The organism is Terriglobus roseus DSM 18391 (assembly GCF_000265425.1).
GTDB classification, from domain to species: domain Bacteria; phylum Acidobacteriota; class Terriglobia; order Terriglobales; family Acidobacteriaceae; genus Terriglobus; species Terriglobus roseus.
Genome location: NC_018014.1, coordinates 2,173,396 through 2,195,547, shown reverse-complemented (window position 1 = coordinate 2,195,547; position 22,152 = coordinate 2,173,396). Strand labels below are relative to the sequence as shown.

Genomic DNA, 22,152 nt, shown 5'->3' with positions numbered 1-22,152 from the left:
AAAGGGCCGCTGCATTACGCAGCGGCCCTTTACGTTTCTTGCAAGTACCGTTACGCGCTTGGTGCGCCACCGGCCGCCGGGCCACCTGCACCCGGTCCACGGCGTCCACCGCGACGGCGGCGACGCTTTGCACCGCCAGCAGGACGCGGAGCGCCACCAGCTGGAGCCGCGCCACCCTCGGTCGTCGTCTCGGGCTCATCGCCCTCCTCGTCGCCCTCTTCGTCATCCATGTCATCGTCGTCTTCGAAGTCATCGCCGCCCTCAAGCGTGATGGTTTCTTCGGACGGTGCCGGAGCAGTGCGCTCAGGACGCGGAGGACGGGGACCGCGATCACGGTCGCCCCCACCCGCCGGGCGATCGCCACCGCGATCGTCCGCCTGCGGCTCGGGATCAGGCAGGCCAAGCTTGGCGCGCTGCTCCTTCAGAACTGCCTTGCGGCTCAGCTTGATGCGGTTGCCCTCGATACCGAGCACCTTCACCAGAACCGTATCGCCCTCGCGCAGTTCGTCCTTCACTTCCTTCACGCGATGTTCTGCAATCTCGGAAACGTGCAGCAGGCCGTCCGTGCCCGGGAAGATTTCGACGAATGCGCCGAACTCTGCCAGGCGAACCACCTTGCCCAGGTACGTCTTGCCGATCTCGGGAACAGCCGTGATATCGGTGATCATCTGCAGTGCGCGTGCCAGGCCGTCCGGATCGCTCGACGAAACGTCCACCTTGCCGGTGTCGTCCACATCGATCTTCACCTGGGTCGCCTCGATGATCGAACGAATCACCTTGCCGCCGGGTCCAATCAGGTCACGAATCTTGTCCGTCGGAATCTGCAGCGTCTTGATCTGCGGAGCGTAGCGTGACTTCTCTTCACGCGCACCGCTGATCACAGCGTCCATCTTGTCCAGCAGGAACAGGCGAGCTTCCTTGGCCTGCGCCAGAGCCTCACGCATGATCTGCGGCGTGATGCCCATGATCTTGATGTCCATCTGCAGCGCGGTAATGCCTTCGCGCGTACCGGCCACCTTGAAGTCCATGTCGCCGTAGTGATCTTCCGCACCGGCAATGTCGGTCAGGATGGCGTACTCGTCGCCTTCCTTAACCAGGCCCATCGCAATACCGGCAACCGCCGCCTTCAGCGGGATACCGGCATGCATCAGCGCCAGCGAAGCGCCGCAAACAGACGCCATCGACGACGATCCGTTCGACTCGGTGATATCGGAAACCACGCGCAGAGTGTAGGGCGAATCCTCGGGAAGCACAGCCTCGATCGCGCGGTACGCAAGCGCGCCGTGGCCAATCTCGCGGCGACCCGTGCCGCTCATACGTCCAACCTCACCAACGGAATACGGCGGGAAGTTGTAGTGAAGCATGAAGCGCTTCTTCTGCTCACCCTCGTACGACTCCATGCGCTGCGCATCGTCGCCAGTGCCCAGAGTTGCGGTCACAATGGCCTGGGTCTCACCGCGCTGGAAGAGTGCCGAGCCGTGCGGGCGAGGCAGGATGCCAACTTCAATCTCGATGTCGCGAACCTTGTTGAAGGCGCGGCGATCGGGACGGATGCGATCCTTTAGAACCTGCTCACGGAAGATCTCTTCGCGGAGCTTGTCATAGTACTTGCCGAGCTTCTTCGAAGCGGCAGCATCGCTGCCCTCTGGAAGAGACTTCTTCAGCTCATCCTTCAATTCCTTGATCTTGGCGTAGCTCGCAATCTTGTCGTACTTCTGCGTGTCGACGGCATCGATCAGGCGGTCGCCAACCTGGATCTTGATGCTTTCGGCATAGGCAGTGTCCACTTCAAGCGCCTTGGTAGCGCGCTTGGGCTTGCCGGCAAGGCCAACCAGCTCCATGATGGCTGCGCAGATCAGCTTGGCCTGCGTGTGCCCGAACTCGATGGCTTCGACGACCGTCTCTTCACTGACGCCCTTGGCGCCAGACTCGACCATCACAATGCCGTCCTTGGTGCCGGCAACCATGATGTTGAGCGTGCTCTTCGCGCGCTCAGCGTAGGTCGGGTTCACGATGAAGGCGCCGTCGATCTGGCCAATACGGACAGCGCCGATGGGGCCTTCGAAGGGCAGATCAGAGAGGGCAATCGCGCAGGATGCTGCGTTAATCGCGACCACATCCGGATCGTTTTCCTTATCAGCGGAGTACACGAACGCGACCACCTGGGTCTCGTTGCGGTAGGTCTCCGGGAACAGCGGGCGGATCGGGCGATCAATCTGGCGGCAGGTGAGAATTTCCTTCTCGCTGGGGCGGCCTTCGCGCTTGATGAAGCCACCGGGGATGCGGCCACCGGCGTACGTGGTTTCGCGGTACTCAACGGTCAGCGGGAAAAAGTCGACGCCTTCTTTCGGCTCGGGTGCGCCAACGGCCGTAGCCAGGATGACGGTGTCGCCGCAGCTTGTGAACGCCGCGCCTGAGGCCTGCTTTGCAATGCGGCCGGTCTCGAATGTAATGCGCTTGCCACCGGCAAGTTCAACGGAAACTTCCTGCTTCATAGCGGGTGTTCTCTCTTTGTGGTTTTGTATGGGAAGTCGTGGGCGCGACAGTAAGCCTGCGAACGCGCGCGGGCCCGCTCTGCGCTGGGGTGAACGCGGTGCGAGCCGATAAAGTCAATGGATTGGCCAGGCCCGGAACGAACCAGGAGGCAGCGAGGCCGAAGGCGATACGCCACAGTCAACCTTTCACGCTCCACAGTGTGGAGGTGAGGCCGAGGCATCTCTGCCCCGGCGTAACGGAAGTCTGCGTGCGCAGCATCTCGATGCGGCCCTCGCCCCTGATTGGATATGCCTGGAAAAGAAAACTACTTACGGATGCCGAGCTTACCGATAACGTCGCGGTAACGGTCGGAATCATTCTTCTTCAGGTAGTCCAACAGGCTGCGGCGCTTGGAAACAAGCATAAGCAGGCCGCGGCGCGAGCCGTGGTCCTTCTTGTGAGTCTTGAAGTGGTCGGTAAGCTGACCGATGCGCTCGCTAAGGATCGCAATCTGTACTTCAGGGCTGCCGGTATCGGTATCGTGCGTACGATACTTCGTGATGATGTCGTTCTTTTTCGCTGTTGCCAACACTGTCTTGCGGTACTCCTGATTCCGAAAATCCAATTTGGTCTACGAGACAGGATACCACTTATCGCGAAGACGGAGCAAAGTCGAGACCTGCAAGACAGCGGGTGCCCTACGTCTCGCTTCTGAAACGTAGCTCCAACTTCCGCACTTGTCAGATCCAGCAAATAGACAAGCGCTACAAGCGAGGCAAGTAAGCAGGCACACGAGCCGCACTCGCACCCGACCCCGGCCGCATCCGCCCAACAAACGCCTCACGCACTGCAGCAAACGCCGGCTTCGCCTGGAAGCTGCTATCAAACAGTAGCGGCCGTTGCGCCGACTGATCCCTCCGCGGTTCCCCCGCGGTCAGCCACGTCCCACCATCATCCACACCCCAGGTCAGCACCGCAGTTACCCTGCGCTCCTGAAGCGTCATCTCCAAATAAGACCGATAGCTCTCGGCCACCACCGCATCGCGGCTATCCGTGTTCACCGGCAGATTCCGGTCGCTGACATCCATCTCCGACAAAAAGATCTCAAGTCCCATCTCGCGACACGCAGCCATAAACTTCGTCAGCTCCGGCCCATAGCCGCTCCGCGAACCAGCCTCCAGATGCGACTGGATCCCAACGGCATCGATCGGCACATTCCGCTGCTTCAACCGCCGCAACATCTGCAGCGTAGCCGCGCGCTTCCCTGCACCTTCCACCGTCTCCGGCTCCAACCCAAACTCGTTATAGGTCAGCAAAGCAGCAGGATCCGCCTCACGAGCCGTGCGGAAAGCAATCTCGATATAGTCCGTCCCCACCAGCCGCAGCCAGGGCGAATTCCTCAACCCATCCCCACGCCCATCGCGAGTGTTGATCGCCTCATTCACCACATCCCACGAGTGCATGCGACCCGCATACCGCCCCGCCACCGTCCGAATGTGATCCACCAGCAACCGGTGCGCATTCCCCCGATTCGCCACGGCATCGAACCACACTGGCAAAGACTCATGCCAGCAAAGGTTATGCCCCCGCAGCTTGATGCGATTCTTCTCCGCGAACGTCAGCAGCCCATCGGCATCCTCAAAGTCATACCGATCCACCGCCGGCCGCAGCGCCCGCCACTTCATCGCATTCTCCGCCACGATGATCGAAGCCTGCTGCTCGACTACTTCCCGATACCGGCGATTCTCCCGCAGTTGCCGAGTATCCACCGCAAAGCCAAATAGCAGCCGGGCATTCGCCGCATGCTCCTTCAGCGACGCCTTCCCTCCAACATCGACGCCCGCCAGCGCAGGCGAACCACCCACACGCCGCGGCCCACAACCCGACAAAACCACAGCCCCAACCATCGCTGCACCTGCCGCCAGAAACCGTCGTCGACCAATCCCGTCCGCACTACCCATGCCGCGAGACGCTCTTACTCTCCGCCCGCATCTCCTCGGTCCACCGCAGAAACCGCAGAAACTGCCACTTCTCCGCCCAAAGAAAACGCAGCATCGCACCCGCGCCAATCGTCTCCGCATGCATGCCGCTATACGTCTCCACGCGCCAGCGCAGATAGGGGCTCCGCCACGGCCGAAGCCGCGAACCACGTGTGCTGTTCCAAAGGAATTGAATCGCGCCGATCACTCGTCGAGTGTACCGAATGCGCTCGCACCCACACGAACCCTACAGGTAGTCGAACAAGCTACCCTTCTGCACAATCCCAATCGTGCTTAGCAGCGCAGACCGCTGCGTCGTCACCGCCGAAAGCTCCGTCGCTAGCGTCGCCGTATCGGCCGAAAGCAGCGTCGTCTGATCCGCGGTAAGATTCGTCTTCTGCGTCGAAACATAAGTACTCTCACTCGAAAGCCGCGCCTGCGCTGTGTTCAGCACAGCCCGTTGCGATGTCACATTGTCCAAAGCGCTTCGCAACGCCCCGGTCACCGTAGCCGCATTCGCACTGGCATTCGGTTGCAAGGCTGCAATCGCATCATTCAGCGCCGTAAACACTGAAGCTCCCGAAGCCAGGAACACCGACGCCCCCGCAAGTGAACTCTGCAGCTTGCTCCCACTCGTCAACGTCACGGACGTCGTCTGGGCGTCGCCGGCATACGTCACATTGCCACTCGCATCCTCGGTAAACGGCGCCACCGTCCCGCTGCCACTGAACAGGTAGCTCCCCGAATAGCTGCTGTTCGCCAGCGACACCAGACTGTCGCGAATCGATCCAAGTTGCTGCGCGGCCGTAGCGCGAGCCGTCGCCGTTGTCCCATCCGTCAGCGCACCCACCGCCGTACTGATCGCCGAAGTCATCTGCGCCACCACGGAACTCAGTGCCGTATCCGCAGCCTGCATCCGGCTCCCCACCGTGTTCGCAGTCGCAACAAACGCGTCATCCCGGCGCAGGGTATCCGCCATGGTCACGGCCTGCCCAGCCGCGCTCGCGTCATCGCTCAACGCCGTAAGGCGCACGCCCGAAGACGTCTCCTGCGAAATCTTCGTCTGCCTCGCGTTCATGTCACTCAGCGACGTCAGAAGCGACTGCAAGGATGAGTTGCTGCTCAGCATAGGTCTGCCCCTTCACTTACGACACGGTCGTCTGCGTGCCCAGGTTGATCGCCTGCGCCATCAACTCATTCACAATCGCCAATACCTTCGCAGCAGCCTCGTAAGACCGCTGAAACTGCGTCAGGTTCAAAGCCTCCGTATCCAGCGATACTCCCGACACCGCCTCCATCTGCGTCGTCGTCTGCGTCAACACAGCCGCATCCGTGGCACGCCCGGTCGTCGCATCCGCCGCGGTCGTTCCCAGTCCGGAAACCATCTCAGAAAACGCACCGGAGAACGTCTTGCCCCCAATCGAAGCAGCATCCTGCAGCGCTCCGATCGCCGCCACATTACTCCCATCCGGAGAAGCTGCAATCGCGCTCGCACTCGTCGCAACCACCGTCAGCGTCGCCGCCGTAGATCCACTGAAGATCGCACCACCAGGATTTCCCGCGGCATCCGTGCCCAGCGCATTCTGCGCGTTCACCGCGGCAGCAATAGTGCCCGCCAGGGTATCCAGTTGCGCCATCACGGCAGGCATATCGCTGTCCCGAACCTGCAGAGAACCGCCAATGCTGCCGCCATGGATCGCCCCCGTCACATTCGCTCCACCGGCAGACGTTGCAGCATAGATCTGCGTCACACCACTCGCAACGCCCGTCGTCAGCGGCAGCGCAATCGATCCCGTCACCAGCGCCGTGCCGTCAGACAATGCAAGCCCCACACTGCCGTCGCTGTTCGCAATACTGTTCACGTCGATCAGTTTGGATAGCTGCGTTACCGCAAGGTCGCGCTGGTCCACCAGCGAATCCACACTTGTCCCACCGCTCGCACTGCTGATCTGCTGGTTCAACGAAGCCACCGTCGCCGCCAGCGAATTCGCCTGCGCCACAGAACTCGTAATCGTCTGGTTCAACGCGGAACTCTGCAGCGAGATCTGGCCCGCCGTGCGATTCATAGCACTCGCCAGCGTCTGCGCTGCCGTCAACATCGTCTGCCGCGCGGTACCGTCCGTGGGAGTAGAAGCAAGCGCCGTCGCCGCATTGAAAAAGTCACTCACAGCAGCACCAATGCCCGATGCATCCTCGCCGGTCGATCCAATCGCAAATAAGGACTGCAGGCTGCTCAGCGATGTCACACGTGTGCTGCTCGCACTCGCAGCTTCCGTCGCTGTCTGCACCGCTCTCTGCAACACGCGATCTCGCTGCGCCACCACGGTCGCCGTCACGCCGGTGGTCGTGCTCGTGCCGCGCACATTCACCGTATCGCCACTGCTCCAACTCACACTGCGGCGCGTGTAACCCTCGGTGTTCTGATTGCTGATATTATCCGCCGTCGCCGACAACGCCGCCTGGTCCGCTGCCAGCGCGCTCTTCGACATGCTAAGCAGTGCGCTTAAAGATCCCATGCGATCGCCTTCCGACTGGTACCGCCCTGTCCCAACATGCGTGATCGAAGCTCAAGGTGCCACGAAGCCGCATTCATCTGCGCGGTCAGCACATGCGTCGCACGGGCAAGCTCGTCACGGTGCAGCGCCGTCATGCAGTAGCGCCCCTCGCACGCTTCCAACGCAAGCTGCTCCAGCGTCTCTGCATCATTCCTGCTCAGCGCCACCGAGACTGCCTTTACCAGATCGAGCACGCATCTACCCCAGCATGTTACGGATCAGTTTGTCTGCAACGTCGGCAGCCGGAACGTTATAGGTGCCATTGTGGATGGCCGCCTTCAGCTCTTCCACCTTGTCGGTGCGCACATCGTCCGTGTCGGCAGATGCCGCAGCCAGAAGACTGCCGGTACCGCTCAGGCTCGCTGCATCCTGTGTGTTGGTGGCGGTCTTCGCGGATACGTCGCTCAACTTTGAGCGCTGCTCCACCGTCTGCTCGGCCTTGCCGATCTGCGTTCCCGCCGGCAGCGGCGAACCTGCGATCCCATTGGTAATCGTCATCTCTACTTCCCTCCCATCGGATCATCGGCAGCATCCACAGAACCATGAGCCGGAACTGTATTTTTTTCGGACATACTTTTCTCGTACTGTCCTTCCACTGCCGCAACCATCCGGTGCGCAAATCCCAACGCACCAGACTGCGCCAGCGCACCCGCCATCGCCTCGACGCCATACCCCTGCATCGCGTTACCGCTCTGCTCGCCTTCCTCTCCGTCAACTGCAGAGGACTTCGACAGGGGCTTCATCAACTCGCCCAGCATCACGGCCTCAAATTGTTGCGCAGCATGCATCAACTTCGCATGTCGCGCAGCATTGTCCGCCTGCACTGAAACGTCGGAAGTGCCCGGCACCGCCGTCAAGGATGTCAGCATCACAGCACCTCAATCTCTGCCTCAACCGCACCGGCAGATTTCATCGCCTGCAGGATAGAGATCACGTCACGTGCCGTCGCGCCAATCATCTGCAGGCTCCGCACCAGGTCCTCCACCGTCGATCCGCTCTTCAGATCAATGCGGTTCACCGGCTTCTCTTTCGCGTCGACCTGCGTCTGCTGTACCACCTTCGTCGAGCCGTTTGAGAACCCGTTTGGCTGCGATACCTCAAACTCGCTCACAATGTTGACCGCCAGGCCTCCATGCAGAATCGAAGCGGGCTGCAGCACCACATTGCCGCCGATCACCACGGTGCCGGTTCGCTCATTCACCACGACCTTCGCCTTCGGCGACAGCGTCACCTCAACACCCTCTACACGAGACAGCAGCTCCGGCACATCTTCGCCCGCCTTCACCTGCAGTTCCACACTGCGGCTGTTACTCGCATGCGCGGCTGGTCGACCCAACTCTTTGTTGATCGCATCCGCCATCGACCGCGCACTCCGAAAGTCCGCATCTTGCAGCAGGATGTTGAAGGTCGTCCGTCCCGCCAGATCCAGCGGCACACCACGCTCCACCGATCCACCCATCGGAATGCGGGCCGTCGTCGGATGATTCACACTCTTGCTGTTGCCATTCGCACTGACCGAATACCCGCCAAGCACCAATGGCCCCTGCGCCTCCGCATAGATCCTGCCATCCGTGCCATACAGCGGAGTCATCAGCAGCAGCCCACCCTCCAGGCTCCGGGCATCACCCGCCGATGAGACCGTGAGATCCACCCTCGTCCCCGAGCGCGCAAACGCCGGCAGCGCTGCAGAGATAAACACTGCCGCCATGTTCTGCACACGGATCGCACTCGTCGGCACACTCACCCCCATACGCAATAGCGTCGCTGCCAGCGTCTGCACTGGAAATGCCGTTTGCTGGCTATCACCGCTGCCGTTCAACCCAACAACAATCCCATAGCCCACCAACTGGTTCTCACGAATACCTTCAATGGTGGCAATATCCTTGATTCGCGCCTGCCGCTGCGCAGGTACCGTATCGGCAAGCAAGGCCACCTCCGCCACAAACAGCAGCAGCAAACCCAGCGCGAAACGAATGCGGCGGTCTCTCAGCACAATCAGCATGACGAAGGCTTCCATCCTCAATACCAAGGCAGTGCAATCGTCTGGCCACGGATCACGGCAGAAAGTAAGAAGCGCTTAGGAATCAATCAACCGAACTAGCGCGCCCCCGAAGAATGAAAAGATCAAAGCCCGCTGCAATAACCGAACCAGCACATTCGGCCGGTGTGTGTAGTCCGAAACAATCCCATGCCCACGCACCTGCAACGTAAGGTCGCTGATCGCGGTCGACAGCACGCGGTTCGACTGCGAGATATCCTCCGGCCTCACCAGCCCGCGCAGCACGACCGTCTGCGTCTGTTGGCTGAACTCCACCTGCCGCGCCGCCTCGATCACCAGCATTCCATTCGGTAGAACCTCGACCACCTCGCCGCCCAGCGTCGTGCTCAGGCTGCTGCTGTTCGCGCTCTGACCCTGCGCATTCAACGCGGACTGCGCATTCATATTCACCAGGTTCTGCGCGGCGCTGGCCGCGGACAACTTCTGAAACAACGCAGTGATCGCGCTGCTCGCGGAGGAACTTCGACTCCCCTTCACCGCACCATCCGTCGACGACTCCAGGGCCTCGGAAACCACCACAGAAACCAGGTCATGCACCTGCCTCGCCCGCACGTCCGCGCTCAAGCGTGCGAACCGGCTGCCATCCGTCCAGATCGCACCGGCCTCCGGCCGGTTCTCAGCGAACTCCGCACGCACCCGCCGCAGATAGTCATCCAGCGATCCCGCAGCCGGATCTTTCGCAGACTTCGTCGCGGACGCAGCAGTCACCGCCTTCGCCTGGGCCTGCATCGCATCAGCCCCCAGCAGCGATACCCCAACGACAATGTAACCGAACCGGTATGCGCTCATCGCCTTCTGTCCGCCCGTCAAAGCTTCACCTCGACACTCTTGTCGGCAAGCACCGTGCCACGCATCCTGTGATCCGGCTCATCTGCCGCTTGGTTCATCCGCCTCTTCAGCGTGACCACGACCATGTCGCCAACAGCGCCCTGCTGATTCGCAGTCGCCTCCAGGACCATCCGCACGCTGTCGCTTGCCGAGACCACACGCACAACATCGCCCGCATGCACCACCACTTCGGAGAGCACCGGCATGACTACGCCGGCAACGTACTCCGACTTACCAGGCGGCAGAACAGCTTTGAACGCAGCTTTCAGAGGCATAAAGATCAAAGGCGCGTCACGGTCACATCGCCGCACACGCGCCCAGGTCCGATGCAAAACGGCGTCCACCTGCACATCCTGCACTCGAAATCCTTCGCCTTCGGCAGGCGCAATCGGCAGCCCCCTGCCCATCGCGGACTCTACGGCAGCCTCGGGCGTGGACGCACATCCATTCGTTGCCGTCACTCCCTGCGCCGAGGCATGCGTGACAGCCACTAGCCACGCAACCCACCAAAGCAGTCCCACCGGCGATCGACGCATCAGCGCACCAGGTTGTTCACTTGCGAGTACATGTCATCCGCCGTCTTGATGACCTTGGAGTTACTCTCATACGCCCGCTGCGCGAGCACCATCTGCACGAACTCCTCCACCACATCCACGTTGCTCGCCTCGAGCGATCCCTGCTGCAACGTGCCCAGGCCAGCGGCTCCGCCGGGGTTATCGACCACCGCATTCCCACTCGCACCGCTCGCCGTCAAAAGGTTGCCGCCGATGGAGTTCAGCCCGCCGGGATTTGGAAAGGTCACAAGCTGGATCTGGCCCAGTGTCGATGCCGCAGTCTGCCCTGGGATCGTCGCCGTCACCACCCCATACTGGGAGATACTGATGCTCGTGGCATTCGTCGGTATCGTGATCGCGGGCGAAAGTGGCTCACCATTCGCCGTCACCATCTGTCCCGCAGAGGTGAGCTTGAAACTGCCGTCACGCGTGTACGCTGTCGTCCCGTCCGGCCGTGTCACCTGAAAGAACCCGGCCCCACTAATCGCAAGGTCAAGCTGGTTGCCGGTCTGATTGAAGTCGCCCTGCGTATTCACAACCTCGGTCGAAACAGCATGCGTTCCGAGCCCGATCTGCAGACCCGCCTGTGTGGTGCTCGTCGTCTGCGCAGCCCCCGGCATCACCATGTTCTGATACATCATGTCTTCGAACTGGAGGTTGCGCCGCCGGAACCCTGTCGTCGAAGAGTTCGCCAGGTTATTGGCGACCGTGTCCAGATTGGCCTGCTGTGCGCTCATGCCGCTCGCTGCCGTGTAGAGTGCGCGAATCATCTGTTGCTCCTGAAGAACGATCTAGACGCGGCCGAGTTCTTCCGTCGCTGTCTTGTCGAAGTCGTTATGGAAGACGTTCAACGCCTTCTGCATCATCTCGGCCTGCCGCTGCACCAGCATCAATTGCATCGTGCCGTGAACCGTGTCCTGGTTCGCTCCTTCGAGCGCACCCTCCTGCACCTGCCCATCGGCCTTCGTCGCCTTGGCTCCATCACGCACCACGAAGTGGTTCGTTCCCGCCGCCCCCAGGTCCTCCGTGGCATAGTTCACGATCGCAAGCCGGCCCACAATCCCGCTGCCACCATCAGGCGTACTCACCGAGATGTCTCCGTTGTCGCCCACATGCACCGACCCCGTCGGCAACACAATCGCAGCGCCGCTCGCATCCAGCACCGGCTCGCCATGCTGCGTCGTAAGCGTTCCGTCCCCCGACCGAAGAAACGCTCCGTCCCGCGTAAGCTGCGTCCCATGCGCCGTCTTCACTTCGAAGAAGCCGCTGCCATTCAAAGCAAGGTCCAGCGGATTGCCGGTGGAGTTGATCTGTCCCTGGCTCACATCCAGCCGAGTACCACCCAGGATGCCGAACTGGTTCACCGCAGCGCCCACACCGCTGTCATCGGTAACCGTTTCGCCGGCCAGACCCGCCATCACACCACGAAAGTAATCCTGCTGCGCGCGGAAGCCGTTCGTGTTGCTGTTGGCAAGATTGTTCGCAGCGGTATCAAGCGCCTGCGTGCGCGCCAGCAGTCCCGTATAAGCCGCGTAAAGTCCGCTATCCATGCCGGGACTACAGGCAAGAAGATCGCCAACCCAGCGCCCACGAATCTAAGAAGCAATTAACGACAAAACATGCGTTATGAATCGATTCAAAAATGCACGAAACGACTCAATGCATACACAAATGCGCAGCAAATACAGGGGTTCTGCCCCAAAAACAACTCTCCAAAAGATTCGCGACAAACAACGCAAAAAATGAAGCCGCCTAAAGCAGACACCGAACACTCTCAAGCCGCGGCTTTGGGGCGACCACCTCGGTCACCTGCTGACCAAAGTTCCCGCCCACAACCACCACCTCACCACGAGCAACAATGCGATCCCCCACCAGCAGATCCACCGGATCCGAGATAAGTCGATCCAGTTCAACAACATCGCCGGCATTCAATTCCATCAATTCCGACAACAACATCTCACGCGAACCAAACTGGATCCTCGCCTCCAGCTCAATATCCAGCAAAGCATCATTCCCAACCGCAGCAACCTCATCCACCACTGCGCCCACACTCTCTAAGTTCCCGCTCATGCCGCATGCTCCTCAACAGAGATCAACTCCAGCGCATGCTCAATCTGAGCAGCACGATGCTCCCCCGCACGCACAGGAAGCGCACGAAATACAGCAACACCACCCACGCGTATCTCAGCAGAAACACCGCGTAATAGCGGCAAACACAACAACGCTCCCACCTTCAAAGAGCGCAGTTCCTCTGCGTGAAGACGCATCGCTGGAAAGTGAAGCTGTGCCCGCAGTCCGGCTGCACCCAGCCGCTGCAACATGCGTCCTCGCTCCTCGGCGGTACGTTGCCGCTGCCTTTCCCGGCGATGCGATACGGCTTTTAGCGTGGACGTTAATGCAGAGGACGGCATACAGAACAGCAGTTCACCCGTGAGCTCGGCTAGAGACACCTGGAACCTGCAGAAGAACACCTTCTCCTGCAGCGGCATCATGCGCTGACCAGCGCTGTCACGCTCACGCGGTTGCGGGATGAACTCCATGCCAAGCGTGCTCCATGCGGCGTTCCATTCCCTCGACACGATCTCCAGCACCGAACCAAGAACGGCCTCTTCGATTTCCGTCAATTCGCGCGCCAACCCGCTGGTACGACCACTACCACCCAGCAACAGGTCGATGATCGATGGTGCCAGCTGCAGATCGAGCGACATCGCACCACGCACCTGCAGTGGCTCGACCCGGAGTGGAACCACATGACATTCCGCTGCGGTCTTCTCCATGAATTGACTGAAGACGGTCTGCTCAGCGGGCTGCGGTGCGATCGTGATGTTAGTTCGCATCCAGGCACCCAGCGTATGCGTCAGGTTCCGAGCGAACTGCTCGTCCACCGTGCGCAGCGTGCGCATCTGGTCATTCCCGACAAGCCCTGCACGGCTGAAGTTGAAGGCCCGCTTCTCCCCTGCTAGCTGCACAAGTTCAGCGGGCATGCATTCCTTTCACCGAGGCGTTCCGCTTTGTGCCGGCCTTGTGTGCGCCCAGGTCAGCCATTGCCACGCGGAGTTTTACGACAGCCGCGGAATGGATCTGAGACACACGCGACTCCACCACGCCTAACGTCAGGCCAATCTCTTTCATCGTTAGCTCCTCGTAGTAGTAAAGAGTCAAGACCAGGCGCTCCTTCTCCGGCAGCGTTTCAATCGCATCGATGAGGTGTTGGCGAAGCTCACCCTTCAGGCACTGAAAGAGTGGCTCATCGGTCTCAGAACCCGGTAGATAGGAGAGTTCCTCATCACCGCCGTCTTCATTGCGTTCGAGATTGAGGCTCCCAATCTCCAAACCCCTCAATTCCCCCAGCAGTTGCTGGTACTCGTTCAGGCTCATCTCCATGCCCGCAGCAATTTCTTGCTCCGTAGGAGATCTGCCAAGCTGCTGTGTCATGGTCCGCACCGTTTCTTCCATTGCACGGCCCTTGCGCCGTAGTTCGCGCGGGCTCCAATCCAACGTGCGGAGTGAATCGAGAATGGCGCCGCGGATGCGGAACTGCGCATAGCTTTTGAACTGCACCTGCTTTCCGTGGTCAAACTTCGAGAACGCATCGATGAGCCCGACAATGCCGGCCGACACAAGGTCTTCCATATCCACGTGCTGTGGCAGTCGCTCATGGATGCGACGGGCCACAAAGCGAACGGTAGGCAGATGCTCCAACAGTAGTCGATCCCGTTCCCCCGGACCGATCGCTGTACTGTCATCTTCAAGAGTGTGACCATAGATGTTGCAGTCCGGGCTGCTGCTAAATACGGCTGCACCCGTCTTACCGAGCATCGTGAGTGGCATTTCAGAAGCAGACATAAACTCACTGTTGTAATCGACCATGCTGTTCTTCCCTGTGCCTAAGGTCGCCATCGTCTCTCCCACTTCGGTGATCCTGTTCCAACACTTCACGCACCCACGGTGCCAAGACTCCGAACCCGTACTTCCGGCGGGATCTCGGCAGGTGCAAGCACTGTCACCTTTGGCAGAAATGGCTCAAGCCAGCGCCGCAGGTGATATCGAGCAGGCGATGGACAAAGAAGCACGGGGAGAGCCGTTGGTTCACCATCGCCGGTTAAGCGCTTCACAGACTCCAGGATTGGGCGAAGAAAGTTGTTTCCCTGTGACGCGGGTCGTGATGTCTCGCCAAGCAGCCGAGCTGCACCATCAGGATCAAAGGTGCTGATGATTTGCTCTTCGAGGGCGCGGTCAAGCATCAAGACGTTTAGACTGCCATCGTTATCGAGCAGCGGTCGTACAAGGTTGCGGCCGAGTGCCTGGCGGATCTGTTCCGTAAGGAAGACCACATTCTTTGACTGGGTGGCAGCTTCCACCATCGTTTCCAGTAAGGTCCCAAGATTGCGGATGCTTACCTGCTCCCGCAGCAACTGTTGCAATACCTTCTGTATCTCGCCAAGGCTCATCAGCTTCGGGAGCAGCTCCTCGAGCAGCTTGGGGTGCGACTCATTGACTGAATCGAGCAACCGCTTCACCTCGACGCGACCAAGCAGTTCGTGCGCATGGCGCCGTATCAATTCGGCAAGATGGGTGCCGATCACGGCGGTCTGATCTACGACGGAATACCCAGCCGCCAGTGCCTGCTCTTCCAGGCCGGGTTCGATCCACTTCGCTTGCACGCCGAAGGCCGGCTCCCTTGTCTCGGTGCCCGGGATTGATCTGGCTTTGGGATCGCTATTCACTGCGAGCAGGCAGTTATTTTCTGTCTGCCATCGCCCGATCTCAGTTCCGCGCAGCAGCACCACATATTCCCTGGGCCGAAGGCGGAGGTTATCCGTGATGTGAACCGGTGGCACGATAAAGCCAAGTTCTGTCGCCAGATGTCGACGAAGAGCGCGCACACGATTGAGCATCTGGCCGCCCTGTTTCTCATCGACCATCGGAATCAACTGAAAACCGATCTCAAGTGTCAGTTCCTCCACCCTAAGCAAACTTCCGAGGTCTTCACCGCCAGGTACGGGCGAAATGGCGGCGCCACCGTTCGACGTCCCAGTTAGTGCTGTCTCCTGCGTAAGTAGCTGCTCGCTGGGCAAGCGGCGGCCGAAAAGAGCCAATGCGCCTGCGACCATGAGGAACGGGATCTTCGGGATGCCGGGAATCAACGCCATCGCGAGAAGGACGCTGCTTGCGAGATAGATCGTGTTACGTCGCGCGAAGAGTTGCGCGTTCAGTTCCTGATCCAACGTGCCTGCGGAGGAGGCACGCGTCAGCACCAGCCCGCCCGCAACCGAGACGAGCAGACTTGGAATCATTGTCACCAAGCCGTCGCCAACGGTGAGGATTGTGTACGTTTTGACGGCAGTGGCGACATCGATGCCCTGTTGAAACACGCCGATCAGAAGACCCGCGATGATGTTGATCGCGGTGATCAGGATGGTGGCCAGAGCATCACGCTGATTGAAGCGCGCCGCACCATCCATTGCTCCATAGAACTCTGCCTCACGAGCGATAGCCTCGCGCCGCTTGCGTGCCTGCTGTTCGTCGATCAGGCCGGCATTCATATCGGCGTCAATCGCCATCTGCTTACCTGGCAGCGCATCCAGCGTGAACCGCGCCGTAACCTCTGCGGTTCGTACCGCTCCATGAGACACGACGAGAAACTGGATAGCGGTCAGCGCCAAGAACAGCACGAAGCCAACGACGTAGTTGCCACCCACCACGAACTGTCCAAAGGCCTGGATAACCTCGCCAGCGGCGCTTGTGCCTTCACTGCCATGGAGGAGGATGCGACGGCTCGATGCGAGATTCAGTGAGAGACGAAAGAGCGTCAGCAACAGTAGGAGTGTCGGGAAGACCGATAGCTCTGTGGCCTTGCGTACCTGTACGGCAGTGAGGAAGACCAACAATGACGCAGTGATCGATATCGCCAATAGCAGGTCGAGCACAATGCCGGGAAGCGGCACAAGCATGACGAAGATAGTGCACAAGGCCCCAGCTGGCAGAAGAAATGGCTTAGCCCGCGCCATGGAAAACTTTTGAGGAGCCGTCACGGAGTTCTCGGTATTCATAGGCGACCACCTTCACTTGTGGCCGGGTCATAGTTGGTCACAGGAATCTGAACTCGAGGTTGCGCAGCGTAGCCATAGCCTCGATGTTGCGTCTGGTTGCGGGCGTCTCGCCCCGAGCGATCACTTGCCTCACGAAACAGGAACGCCAGTATGGCGGCAACTGCGGAGTACAACTCAAATGGAATCGCCTGCCCTTCTTCCACACTGCGGTAGAGTGACCTGGCCAGCGGTGGATTCTCCACGATCGGGACACCCGCCCATCGCGCTTGCTCGCGAATATCGAGGGCATGTAGATCGCGTCCTTTGGCCAAGACCTTCGGTGCGCTCATAGTGGTGAGGTCAAACAGCAGCGCCACCGCGTAATGTGTGGGGTTTGTGATCACGACAGCCGCTTTGGCGACATCGGCCCTCACCCGGCGTTTGCGCATGGCACGTTGAATCTGCCGGATGCGTCCCTTCGTATGAGGATTGCCGTTCGACTCCTTCATCTCCCGTCTTACGTCTTCCTTCGACATCTTCAGACCGTTGTTCCAAGATCTCCACTCATTCAGATAGTCAATCGCGGACCACGCCAGTGAAATCCATGCAGCCTTCATGGAAAGACCGTATGTTGCCGTGAGTGTGATTGGAAGTCGCGCGTAGCTGGTGACTGGCATCGGCAGAATTGCTCCTCTTAGAGCATGCGAGGTCAGGATGACCACGATCGCCGTGGGCACCAGGGACTTTGAGAGTCGCAGCACGGACCGCATGGAAAACATATTCTTCGTGTTGTTTGCAGGACTCAATCGTCCCGGCTTCAAGGCGAGTGCGCCAGGATGGACTTGTACTCCCCCCGTCTGCATCGCGCCGACAGCGATCGCTCCTGCCAGCGCTGCGGCCATCACTGCGGCGACAGGGCCCATCGCAGGCAGTAACAACGTTGACAGAAACCGTGCGATGCCGTCGGGCGTGTCGAAGACATGCGTGCCGTGTGCGAGAGCGCTTTCGTAAGCTCCGCTCCAAGCCTTCAAAAACTGAACGCTTGCGCCGCGTAGCAGTAGAAGGCCACAGAGCATGGCAGCAGCCGCCGTCAGTTCACGGCTTTTGACTCCGTCTCCCGTTTCGCGCGACTTCCTCTTTCGCTGTTCTGAGGGTTTCTCTGTCTTCTCGCCGCTCATGCGTGCATGCCTTTCTGCGCAGCATCCAGGAGCGCGACAAAGCGGTGTTCCATCCACCCCGGCCAAACGGCCAACGCTCCGATCAACACGGTATAGGAGACCAGTGTCTTGATGGGCACGGATGCAATCTGGGCAGGAAGGGCCGGAGCCATGCGGCCGACGATGCCGACGGAGACCTCAACCAGAAACGCCGCTGCAACGACCGGCGCGGCAAGCTGCAGTCCTGAAAAGAAGATGCCCGATGCCATATTCGCAAGCGTCGTCGCAGACCTGGTCGCAATGGGCGCATGCCCCAGCGGTACTGTCACCAGGGTGCGCATCAACACAGCAAGCATCGTCCGATGCAGCCCTGCGCTAAGCAGCACGAGGACGCCGAACCAGCTGAGCACTGTACCCAGCACCTCTGTCTCAACCATTGAGTTAGGATCCATCAGGTTCGCGAGCGAGAACGAAAATGCAGAACTCATCATGGACGCAGCAAACAGTACGGCCTCATTCAAGAAAGCGAGTGTGAGGCCGAAGCATAATCCAACCGCTACCTCACCTAACAGAGCCATTGCGGTCAGATGGAGTTCAGTTCCGGGCAGGTAAGCTGCGACCGGCGTCAGAACGGCGGCGAGTATCAGCACAAAGACGGACCTTACTCTTACGGGAATCGCCGGTGAGTTAAAGATCGGCATCGATACTAATGCGCTCCCCAGGCGCAGCATCACCAACAGGCCGGCGGACAGCAAGTCTTGGAGGCCACTTTGTGGGACGGCTTCGATTGCCATAGCTCTAACCCAAGAACCGGTGAAAGTCCGTCCAAAGATGCAACGTGTAGGTAACTACGCGCCGCAGGAACCAGGGCATGCTCACTAATCCGGCGAAGAAGACGAACAATAATCGCGGTACTGCCGTGATTGTCTGTTCCTGAATTCCGGTGAGTGTTTGCACAAGCGTGAGCGCAATGGAGATAAGGCAGCCAACTATTAGCAATGGCGCGCTTAGGAGTAAAGCCTCCAGCATCAGTCTGCGCATCAAGTCGGTAACCATGTCAGGCCCCATCGCATGCCCCTCTAAAAACTCTTCAACAATGAGCTAGCAAGCAGGTGCCAGCCATCGACCATGACGAAGAGAAGTATCTTCACCGGTGTCGAAATGACAGTGGGCGGCATCTGTAACATGCCGACGGACGTTGTTACGCTCGCGACCACAAGATCAACCAAGAGAAAGGGCAAGAAGAGGATCGCGCCAATCTGGAAGCCTGCCTTAAGCTCGCTAAGCATGTAAGCGGGTAGCACTACCTGCATCGGTGCATCATCACGTTTCGCCAGACGCTGCACTTGCGAGGCGGAGGCGAAGAGTTCCAGATCCTTGTCGCGCGCGTATCGAAGCATGTATGTCTTTACCGGCACGACACCACGTGAGAGCGCGTCTTCGCCTTGTAGAGTTCCTGCGCGGTACGGTGCGATGGCCACCTGGTTGACCTGGGTGATCACAGGCTGCATGAGAAACCAGGTCATCATAAGTCCAAGCGCCATCAGAATCTGGTTCGACGGTGCGGTCTGCGTTCCAAGCGCCTGCCGTAGAAAATGAAAGACCACCAACAGTCGCACCAGCGGCGTCATCGCCAGTAACATCGCTGGTACAAGCGTGAGGAGAGTCAGTCCGACGGCGACCGACCAAGGCGAACTATTGCCAGTCGCAAGTGCCTCCGCAATGCTACGGCCAGCGGGGACCGCCGAGTTCGCGGCTGACGGACCCGGCGCCTTACTCTCCTGGGTTGGTTTGGCCGGGTTTGCTGCAGGGATTGCCTTTGTTGTCGATCGATGGGGTTCGAATTCGTGCGTAGACCGCGTGGAAATCGGCCTGGGTGACATGGGCAAACCTACCGTGTGCACGGCGGTTGTAGGACGCACCCAGAAGGACTCTGCGGACTGTGCATGCAGACATAGCGGGACTGCGATGATCACGGTCAGCAGGCATGAGGATGGGAAAAGCTTTCTCATAGCTGCGGTGTCTCTTCGCAACGCGCTGCCGATCCAATTGCCAACGACACCGGGGAACTGATGGAGTCGCCCGCGGCAGTGATAAGGAATCGTTGGCCGTCACACTCAATCAGAAAGACCTGCCGCTTGATTCCGAGCGATAACGTCTCCCGGATCTGCAGCGAATGACCTGACGGGCGGCGGCTTCCGATGAGTCCCGCAGCGGATTTTGCGAGCTTTGAACGTAGGCTAGTCGCGAGCTTCATAAGCGATCGACCGTCGCTGACCGTTGAAACATTCATAAGAACACTCCCCTCTTGGTCAACTCAGTCTCGTCATGCGAACGGCCATTGCACCATCCACGTTGTCTAGCTCTGCGTAGCCGAGCAAGGCTCCACCAAGAAACACTGGAACATCCTCTGAAGCTGCAATATCCGTGACGAATAGTTCGCCGATTCCAAGTTCACGTAAGCTGCGAAGCTTCAGTCCCGAAACCGGGATGGTGACAGCCAAACGGAACGGGATGGAACGAATCGCACCACGTGTCATCGTGTCCTGTGACGGAGTCGGCGTGATTCCGACAGGGTCGGTCACGGCAAGACTGGTCTCGAGTGCGCTCATCCTCGTTGCACCAGGAAGTCCGTGAAATAAACCTCCAGCACGGACGTCTCGCTGTTACGGAGCTTGAACTCCTGTTGCAGTTTGGCTTTCAGGCGGTCCCGGCCCTCCGGAATCAGCAGGCTGTCAGCACTCTCTTGAGTCAGCACACTCAGGGTGCTGTCGCGCAACGCAGCTGCTAAACCATCGGAGGATTTCGGATCTGTCTTCTCTTCCGTCTTCGGCTCGTCCTTGATGCGTAAGCTGACGGTGGCGCGCAGATAGCTGCGCCCCCCGTCATCGGAGAGATTGACAATCATCGGCTCCAACGCCAGCACATGCGATGCCGGCGGAGCGACTACGATGATCGGTCGTGCCACACTCGCAGCTGTTGCGGCACCGAGCTTACCTGACTTGGTTAGCCAATAGAGCGCAACTCCCACCGACCCAAGCGCTAATACTGTGGAGAGCAGGACGGGAAGCAGTATCGCGGTCACGCCTACTTTCGGTGGTATGGCCACGTTTCCGTTGGGGACGATCTCAGCTGGGGAGGTTGACATATCCTTCACAATGCACGCGGCATACCAGAACGTCGAAGGGCCGCATTAGCCGTGACTAACGCAGCCCTCTGCTACTCAACCGGAGTTAACGAATCATGTTGATGGTGTCCTGCATGATCGTGTCGAAGGCCGTGATGGTCTTGGAGTTGGCTTCGAAGGACCTTTGCGCGACGATCAGATCTGCGAACTCCGTGGAGATATCGACATTGGATTGCTCCAATGTGCTGCCATCCACGGTGCCGCGATCACCGCTGCCGGCTACGCCGATGTCCATTGCGCCGGATGCCTGGTTGACCGCGTAAAGATTGCTCCCGCGACGTGCCAACGCTTCTGGATTAGTCACCGTCGCTACCGCGATCTGGCCGAGAATTTCGGTGCCGCCATTTGTGAAGGTTGCGGTCATGGTGCCCGTCGCATCGACAGCAAAGCTTTTGTATGTGCCGCTGGCGTATCCATCCTGCGCGCTCGCATTCGTCGCTGAGGTGCCCGCGCTCTGCGTAATAAGGCTGTTCCCGCTTGCCTCTCGCAGTTTCCATGACAAGCTCATGTCGGCTGCTCCATCTGAAAGTCCTGCGAATGTTACTCCAGTGACATCAGACGCAGGAAGCGCCAGCGTGCCGTCAGAATTGAAGCTCAATGTGCCCGTATTGCCGGTGCTCAAAGCAGCATCACCGGCCGGCATGTTGATGCTATAGCTCCATTGATTGCTTGCCGTCTTGGTGAAGCTGACGCTGACCATGTGCGCCGTGCCCTGTGAGTCATACATGGCGGTCGAAGAGGTGAACTGCTTCCCCACTGCAGCGCTCGAGTCGAGACTTGATGTGAAGGCGAAGCCCGTCGTGGCATGGGCCAGTTGTGTCTTCGATGTGGGTACGTTCATTGCCTGCAGCGGCGCGTCGGTATTGACCACGCCGTTGACAGAGGGATACCCCATGACCGCGTAGCCCTCACTTGTGATCAGGTTACCCGTTGGGCCAAGCTGAAAGTTGCCGGCACGCGTCAGTTCATTTGTTCCCGCTTGATTCACGACAAAAAAACCGTTGCCATTGATCGCCATATCCGAAGAAGAGCCGGTTGGCGCCAGGTTGCCCTGAGAGAAGTCGCTTTCGATGGACGATACGCGCGTTCCGATACCTACCTGAAGCGGCGCGCTTGACCCAGTGGTTCCGATGTTCTGGTAGAACATATCTGCGAAGTTGACGCCCTGCTTCTTGAAGGCGGTCGTATTAAGGTTCGCCAGATTATTGCCGATGGTAGTCAGTGCGACGGAGTTAGCCTGCAGTCCTGTAAGCGCAATGGAAAATGATGGCATTTTTCTATGTTCCTTCCCCGGGTTACGGCCGGACTAATGTGTAGTTCTTTGCA

At 59.4% G+C, this 22,152-nt stretch carries 25 protein-coding genes; all 25 read right to left on the bottom strand.

The features are described 5' to 3' along the window. Window positions 1-50: 50 nt before the first annotated feature. A complete protein-coding gene (gene pnp / locus TERRO_RS09155; protein WP_014785720.1) occupies window positions 51-2,495 on the bottom strand; it encodes a polyribonucleotide nucleotidyltransferase in 2,445 nt (814 codons plus the stop codon). Window positions 2,496-2,800: 305 nt separating this feature from the next. Beyond that, window positions 2,801-3,067, bottom strand: coding sequence for a 30S ribosomal protein S15 (rpsO, locus tag TERRO_RS09150; RefSeq protein WP_041593187.1), 267 nt, complete (start codon window positions 3,065-3,067; stop codon window positions 2,801-2,803). A gap of 172 nt (window positions 3,068-3,239) precedes the next feature. Continuing rightward, window positions 3,240-4,436: an endo-1,4-beta-xylanase gene (locus TERRO_RS09145; protein WP_157178303.1), complete on the bottom strand. Its 1,197-nt coding sequence runs from the start codon at window positions 4,434-4,436 to the stop codon at window positions 3,240-3,242. Then, entirely contained in the window at window positions 4,429-4,662 is a 234-nt protein-coding gene (locus tag TERRO_RS22640) for a hypothetical protein (protein ID WP_086011964.1), read from the bottom strand. The genes TERRO_RS09145 and TERRO_RS22640 overlap by 8 nt, the downstream gene beginning before the upstream one ends. A gap of 39 nt (window positions 4,663-4,701) precedes the next feature. Then, window positions 4,702-5,583 carry a flagellin N-terminal helical domain-containing protein gene (locus tag TERRO_RS09140; protein ID WP_014785716.1) on the bottom strand — a complete coding sequence of 294 codons (882 nt, stop codon included), beginning with the start codon at window positions 5,581-5,583 and terminating at the stop codon, window positions 4,702-4,704. Between the two features lie 16 nt (window positions 5,584-5,599). Continuing rightward, window positions 5,600-6,943 carry a flagellar hook-associated protein FlgK gene (flgK, locus tag TERRO_RS09135; protein WP_052313304.1) on the bottom strand — a complete coding sequence of 448 codons (1,344 nt, stop codon included), beginning with the start codon at window positions 6,941-6,943 and terminating at the stop codon, window positions 5,600-5,602. 14 nt (window positions 6,944-6,957) lie between these two features. Beyond that, entirely contained in the window at window positions 6,958-7,203 is a 246-nt protein-coding gene (locus tag TERRO_RS09130; RefSeq protein ID WP_014785714.1) for a hypothetical protein, read from the bottom strand. Between the two features lie 4 nt (window positions 7,204-7,207). Then, on the bottom strand, window positions 7,208-7,507 hold the full coding sequence (gene flgM, locus TERRO_RS09125; protein WP_014785713.1) for a flagellar biosynthesis anti-sigma factor FlgM: 300 nt from the start codon (window positions 7,505-7,507) through the stop codon (window positions 7,208-7,210). A 2-nt stretch (window positions 7,508-7,509) separates the two neighbouring features. Further along, window positions 7,510-7,878, bottom strand: coding sequence for a hypothetical protein (locus TERRO_RS09120; protein ID WP_014785712.1), 369 nt, complete (start codon window positions 7,876-7,878; stop codon window positions 7,510-7,512). Next, window positions 7,878-9,026 carry a flagellar basal body P-ring protein FlgI gene (locus TERRO_RS09115; protein WP_245536265.1) on the bottom strand — a complete coding sequence of 383 codons (1,149 nt, stop codon included), beginning with the start codon at window positions 9,024-9,026 and terminating at the stop codon, window positions 7,878-7,880. The genes TERRO_RS09120 and TERRO_RS09115 overlap by 1 nt, the downstream gene beginning before the upstream one ends. A gap of 60 nt (window positions 9,027-9,086) precedes the next feature. Then, the gene (locus TERRO_RS09110) at window positions 9,087-9,857 is read right to left on the bottom strand and encodes a flagellar basal body L-ring protein FlgH (protein WP_157178302.1); all 771 of its coding nucleotides are present in this window, start codon (window positions 9,855-9,857) and stop codon (window positions 9,087-9,089) included. A 17-nt stretch (window positions 9,858-9,874) separates the two neighbouring features. Beyond that, window positions 9,875-10,432: a hypothetical protein gene (locus TERRO_RS09105; protein ID WP_014785709.1), complete on the bottom strand. Its 558-nt coding sequence runs from the start codon at window positions 10,430-10,432 to the stop codon at window positions 9,875-9,877. After that, window positions 10,432-11,220, bottom strand: coding sequence for a flagellar basal-body rod protein FlgG (gene flgG, locus TERRO_RS09100; RefSeq protein ID WP_014785708.1), 789 nt, complete (start codon window positions 11,218-11,220; stop codon window positions 10,432-10,434). Before flgG ends, TERRO_RS09105 begins: the two co-directional genes overlap by 1 nt. Window positions 11,221-11,241: 21 nt before the next feature. Then, on the bottom strand, window positions 11,242-12,000 hold the full coding sequence (locus TERRO_RS09095) for a flagellar hook-basal body protein (RefSeq protein ID WP_014785707.1): 759 nt from the start codon (window positions 11,998-12,000) through the stop codon (window positions 11,242-11,244). 202 nt (window positions 12,001-12,202) lie between these two features. Then, the gene (locus TERRO_RS09090) at window positions 12,203-12,520 is read right to left on the bottom strand and encodes a FliM/FliN family flagellar motor switch protein (RefSeq protein WP_014785706.1); all 318 of its coding nucleotides are present in this window, start codon (window positions 12,518-12,520) and stop codon (window positions 12,203-12,205) included. Further along, window positions 12,517-13,434: a flagellar motor switch protein FliM gene (locus TERRO_RS09085; RefSeq protein ID WP_014785705.1), complete on the bottom strand. Its 918-nt coding sequence runs from the start codon at window positions 13,432-13,434 to the stop codon at window positions 12,517-12,519. The genes TERRO_RS09090 and TERRO_RS09085 overlap by 4 nt, the downstream gene beginning before the upstream one ends. Continuing rightward, entirely contained in the window at window positions 13,424-14,350 is a 927-nt protein-coding gene (locus TERRO_RS09080; RefSeq protein WP_014785704.1) for a sigma-70 family RNA polymerase sigma factor, read from the bottom strand. Before TERRO_RS09080 ends, TERRO_RS09085 begins: the two co-directional genes overlap by 11 nt. 35 nt (window positions 14,351-14,385) lie before the next feature. Then, window positions 14,386-16,503, bottom strand: a complete 2,118-nt coding sequence (gene flhA, locus TERRO_RS09075) for a flagellar biosynthesis protein FlhA (RefSeq protein WP_014785703.1) — start codon at window positions 16,501-16,503, stop codon at window positions 14,386-14,388. Continuing rightward, window positions 16,500-17,660: an EscU/YscU/HrcU family type III secretion system export apparatus switch protein gene (locus TERRO_RS09070; protein WP_014785702.1), complete on the bottom strand. Its 1,161-nt coding sequence runs from the start codon at window positions 17,658-17,660 to the stop codon at window positions 16,500-16,502. The genes flhA and TERRO_RS09070 overlap by 4 nt, the downstream gene beginning before the upstream one ends. After that, window positions 17,657-18,433, bottom strand: coding sequence for a flagellar biosynthetic protein FliR (locus tag TERRO_RS09065; protein ID WP_014785701.1), 777 nt, complete (start codon window positions 18,431-18,433; stop codon window positions 17,657-17,659). Before TERRO_RS09065 ends, TERRO_RS09070 begins: the two co-directional genes overlap by 4 nt. Before the next feature lie 4 nt (window positions 18,434-18,437). Further along, window positions 18,438-18,680, bottom strand: a complete 243-nt coding sequence (locus TERRO_RS09060; protein WP_281047898.1) for a flagellar biosynthetic protein FliQ — start codon at window positions 18,678-18,680, stop codon at window positions 18,438-18,440. Window positions 18,681-18,718: 38 nt separating this feature from the next. Next, a complete protein-coding gene (gene fliP, locus TERRO_RS09055) occupies window positions 18,719-19,651 on the bottom strand; it encodes a flagellar type III secretion system pore protein FliP (RefSeq protein ID WP_014785699.1) in 933 nt (310 codons plus the stop codon). A 300-nt stretch (window positions 19,652-19,951) separates the two neighbouring features. Further along, window positions 19,952-20,251 carry a FliM/FliN family flagellar motor switch protein gene (locus TERRO_RS09050; RefSeq protein WP_014785697.1) on the bottom strand — a complete coding sequence of 100 codons (300 nt, stop codon included), beginning with the start codon at window positions 20,249-20,251 and terminating at the stop codon, window positions 19,952-19,954. After that, the gene (locus TERRO_RS09045) at window positions 20,248-20,787 is read right to left on the bottom strand and encodes a flagellar basal body-associated FliL family protein (RefSeq protein WP_014785696.1); all 540 of its coding nucleotides are present in this window, start codon (window positions 20,785-20,787) and stop codon (window positions 20,248-20,250) included. The genes TERRO_RS09050 and TERRO_RS09045 overlap by 4 nt, the downstream gene beginning before the upstream one ends. Window positions 20,788-20,872: 85 nt before the next feature. After that, the gene (locus TERRO_RS09040; RefSeq protein ID WP_014785695.1) at window positions 20,873-22,099 is read right to left on the bottom strand and encodes a flagellar hook protein FlgE; all 1,227 of its coding nucleotides are present in this window, start codon (window positions 22,097-22,099) and stop codon (window positions 20,873-20,875) included. Window positions 22,100-22,152: the final 53 nt, after the last annotated feature.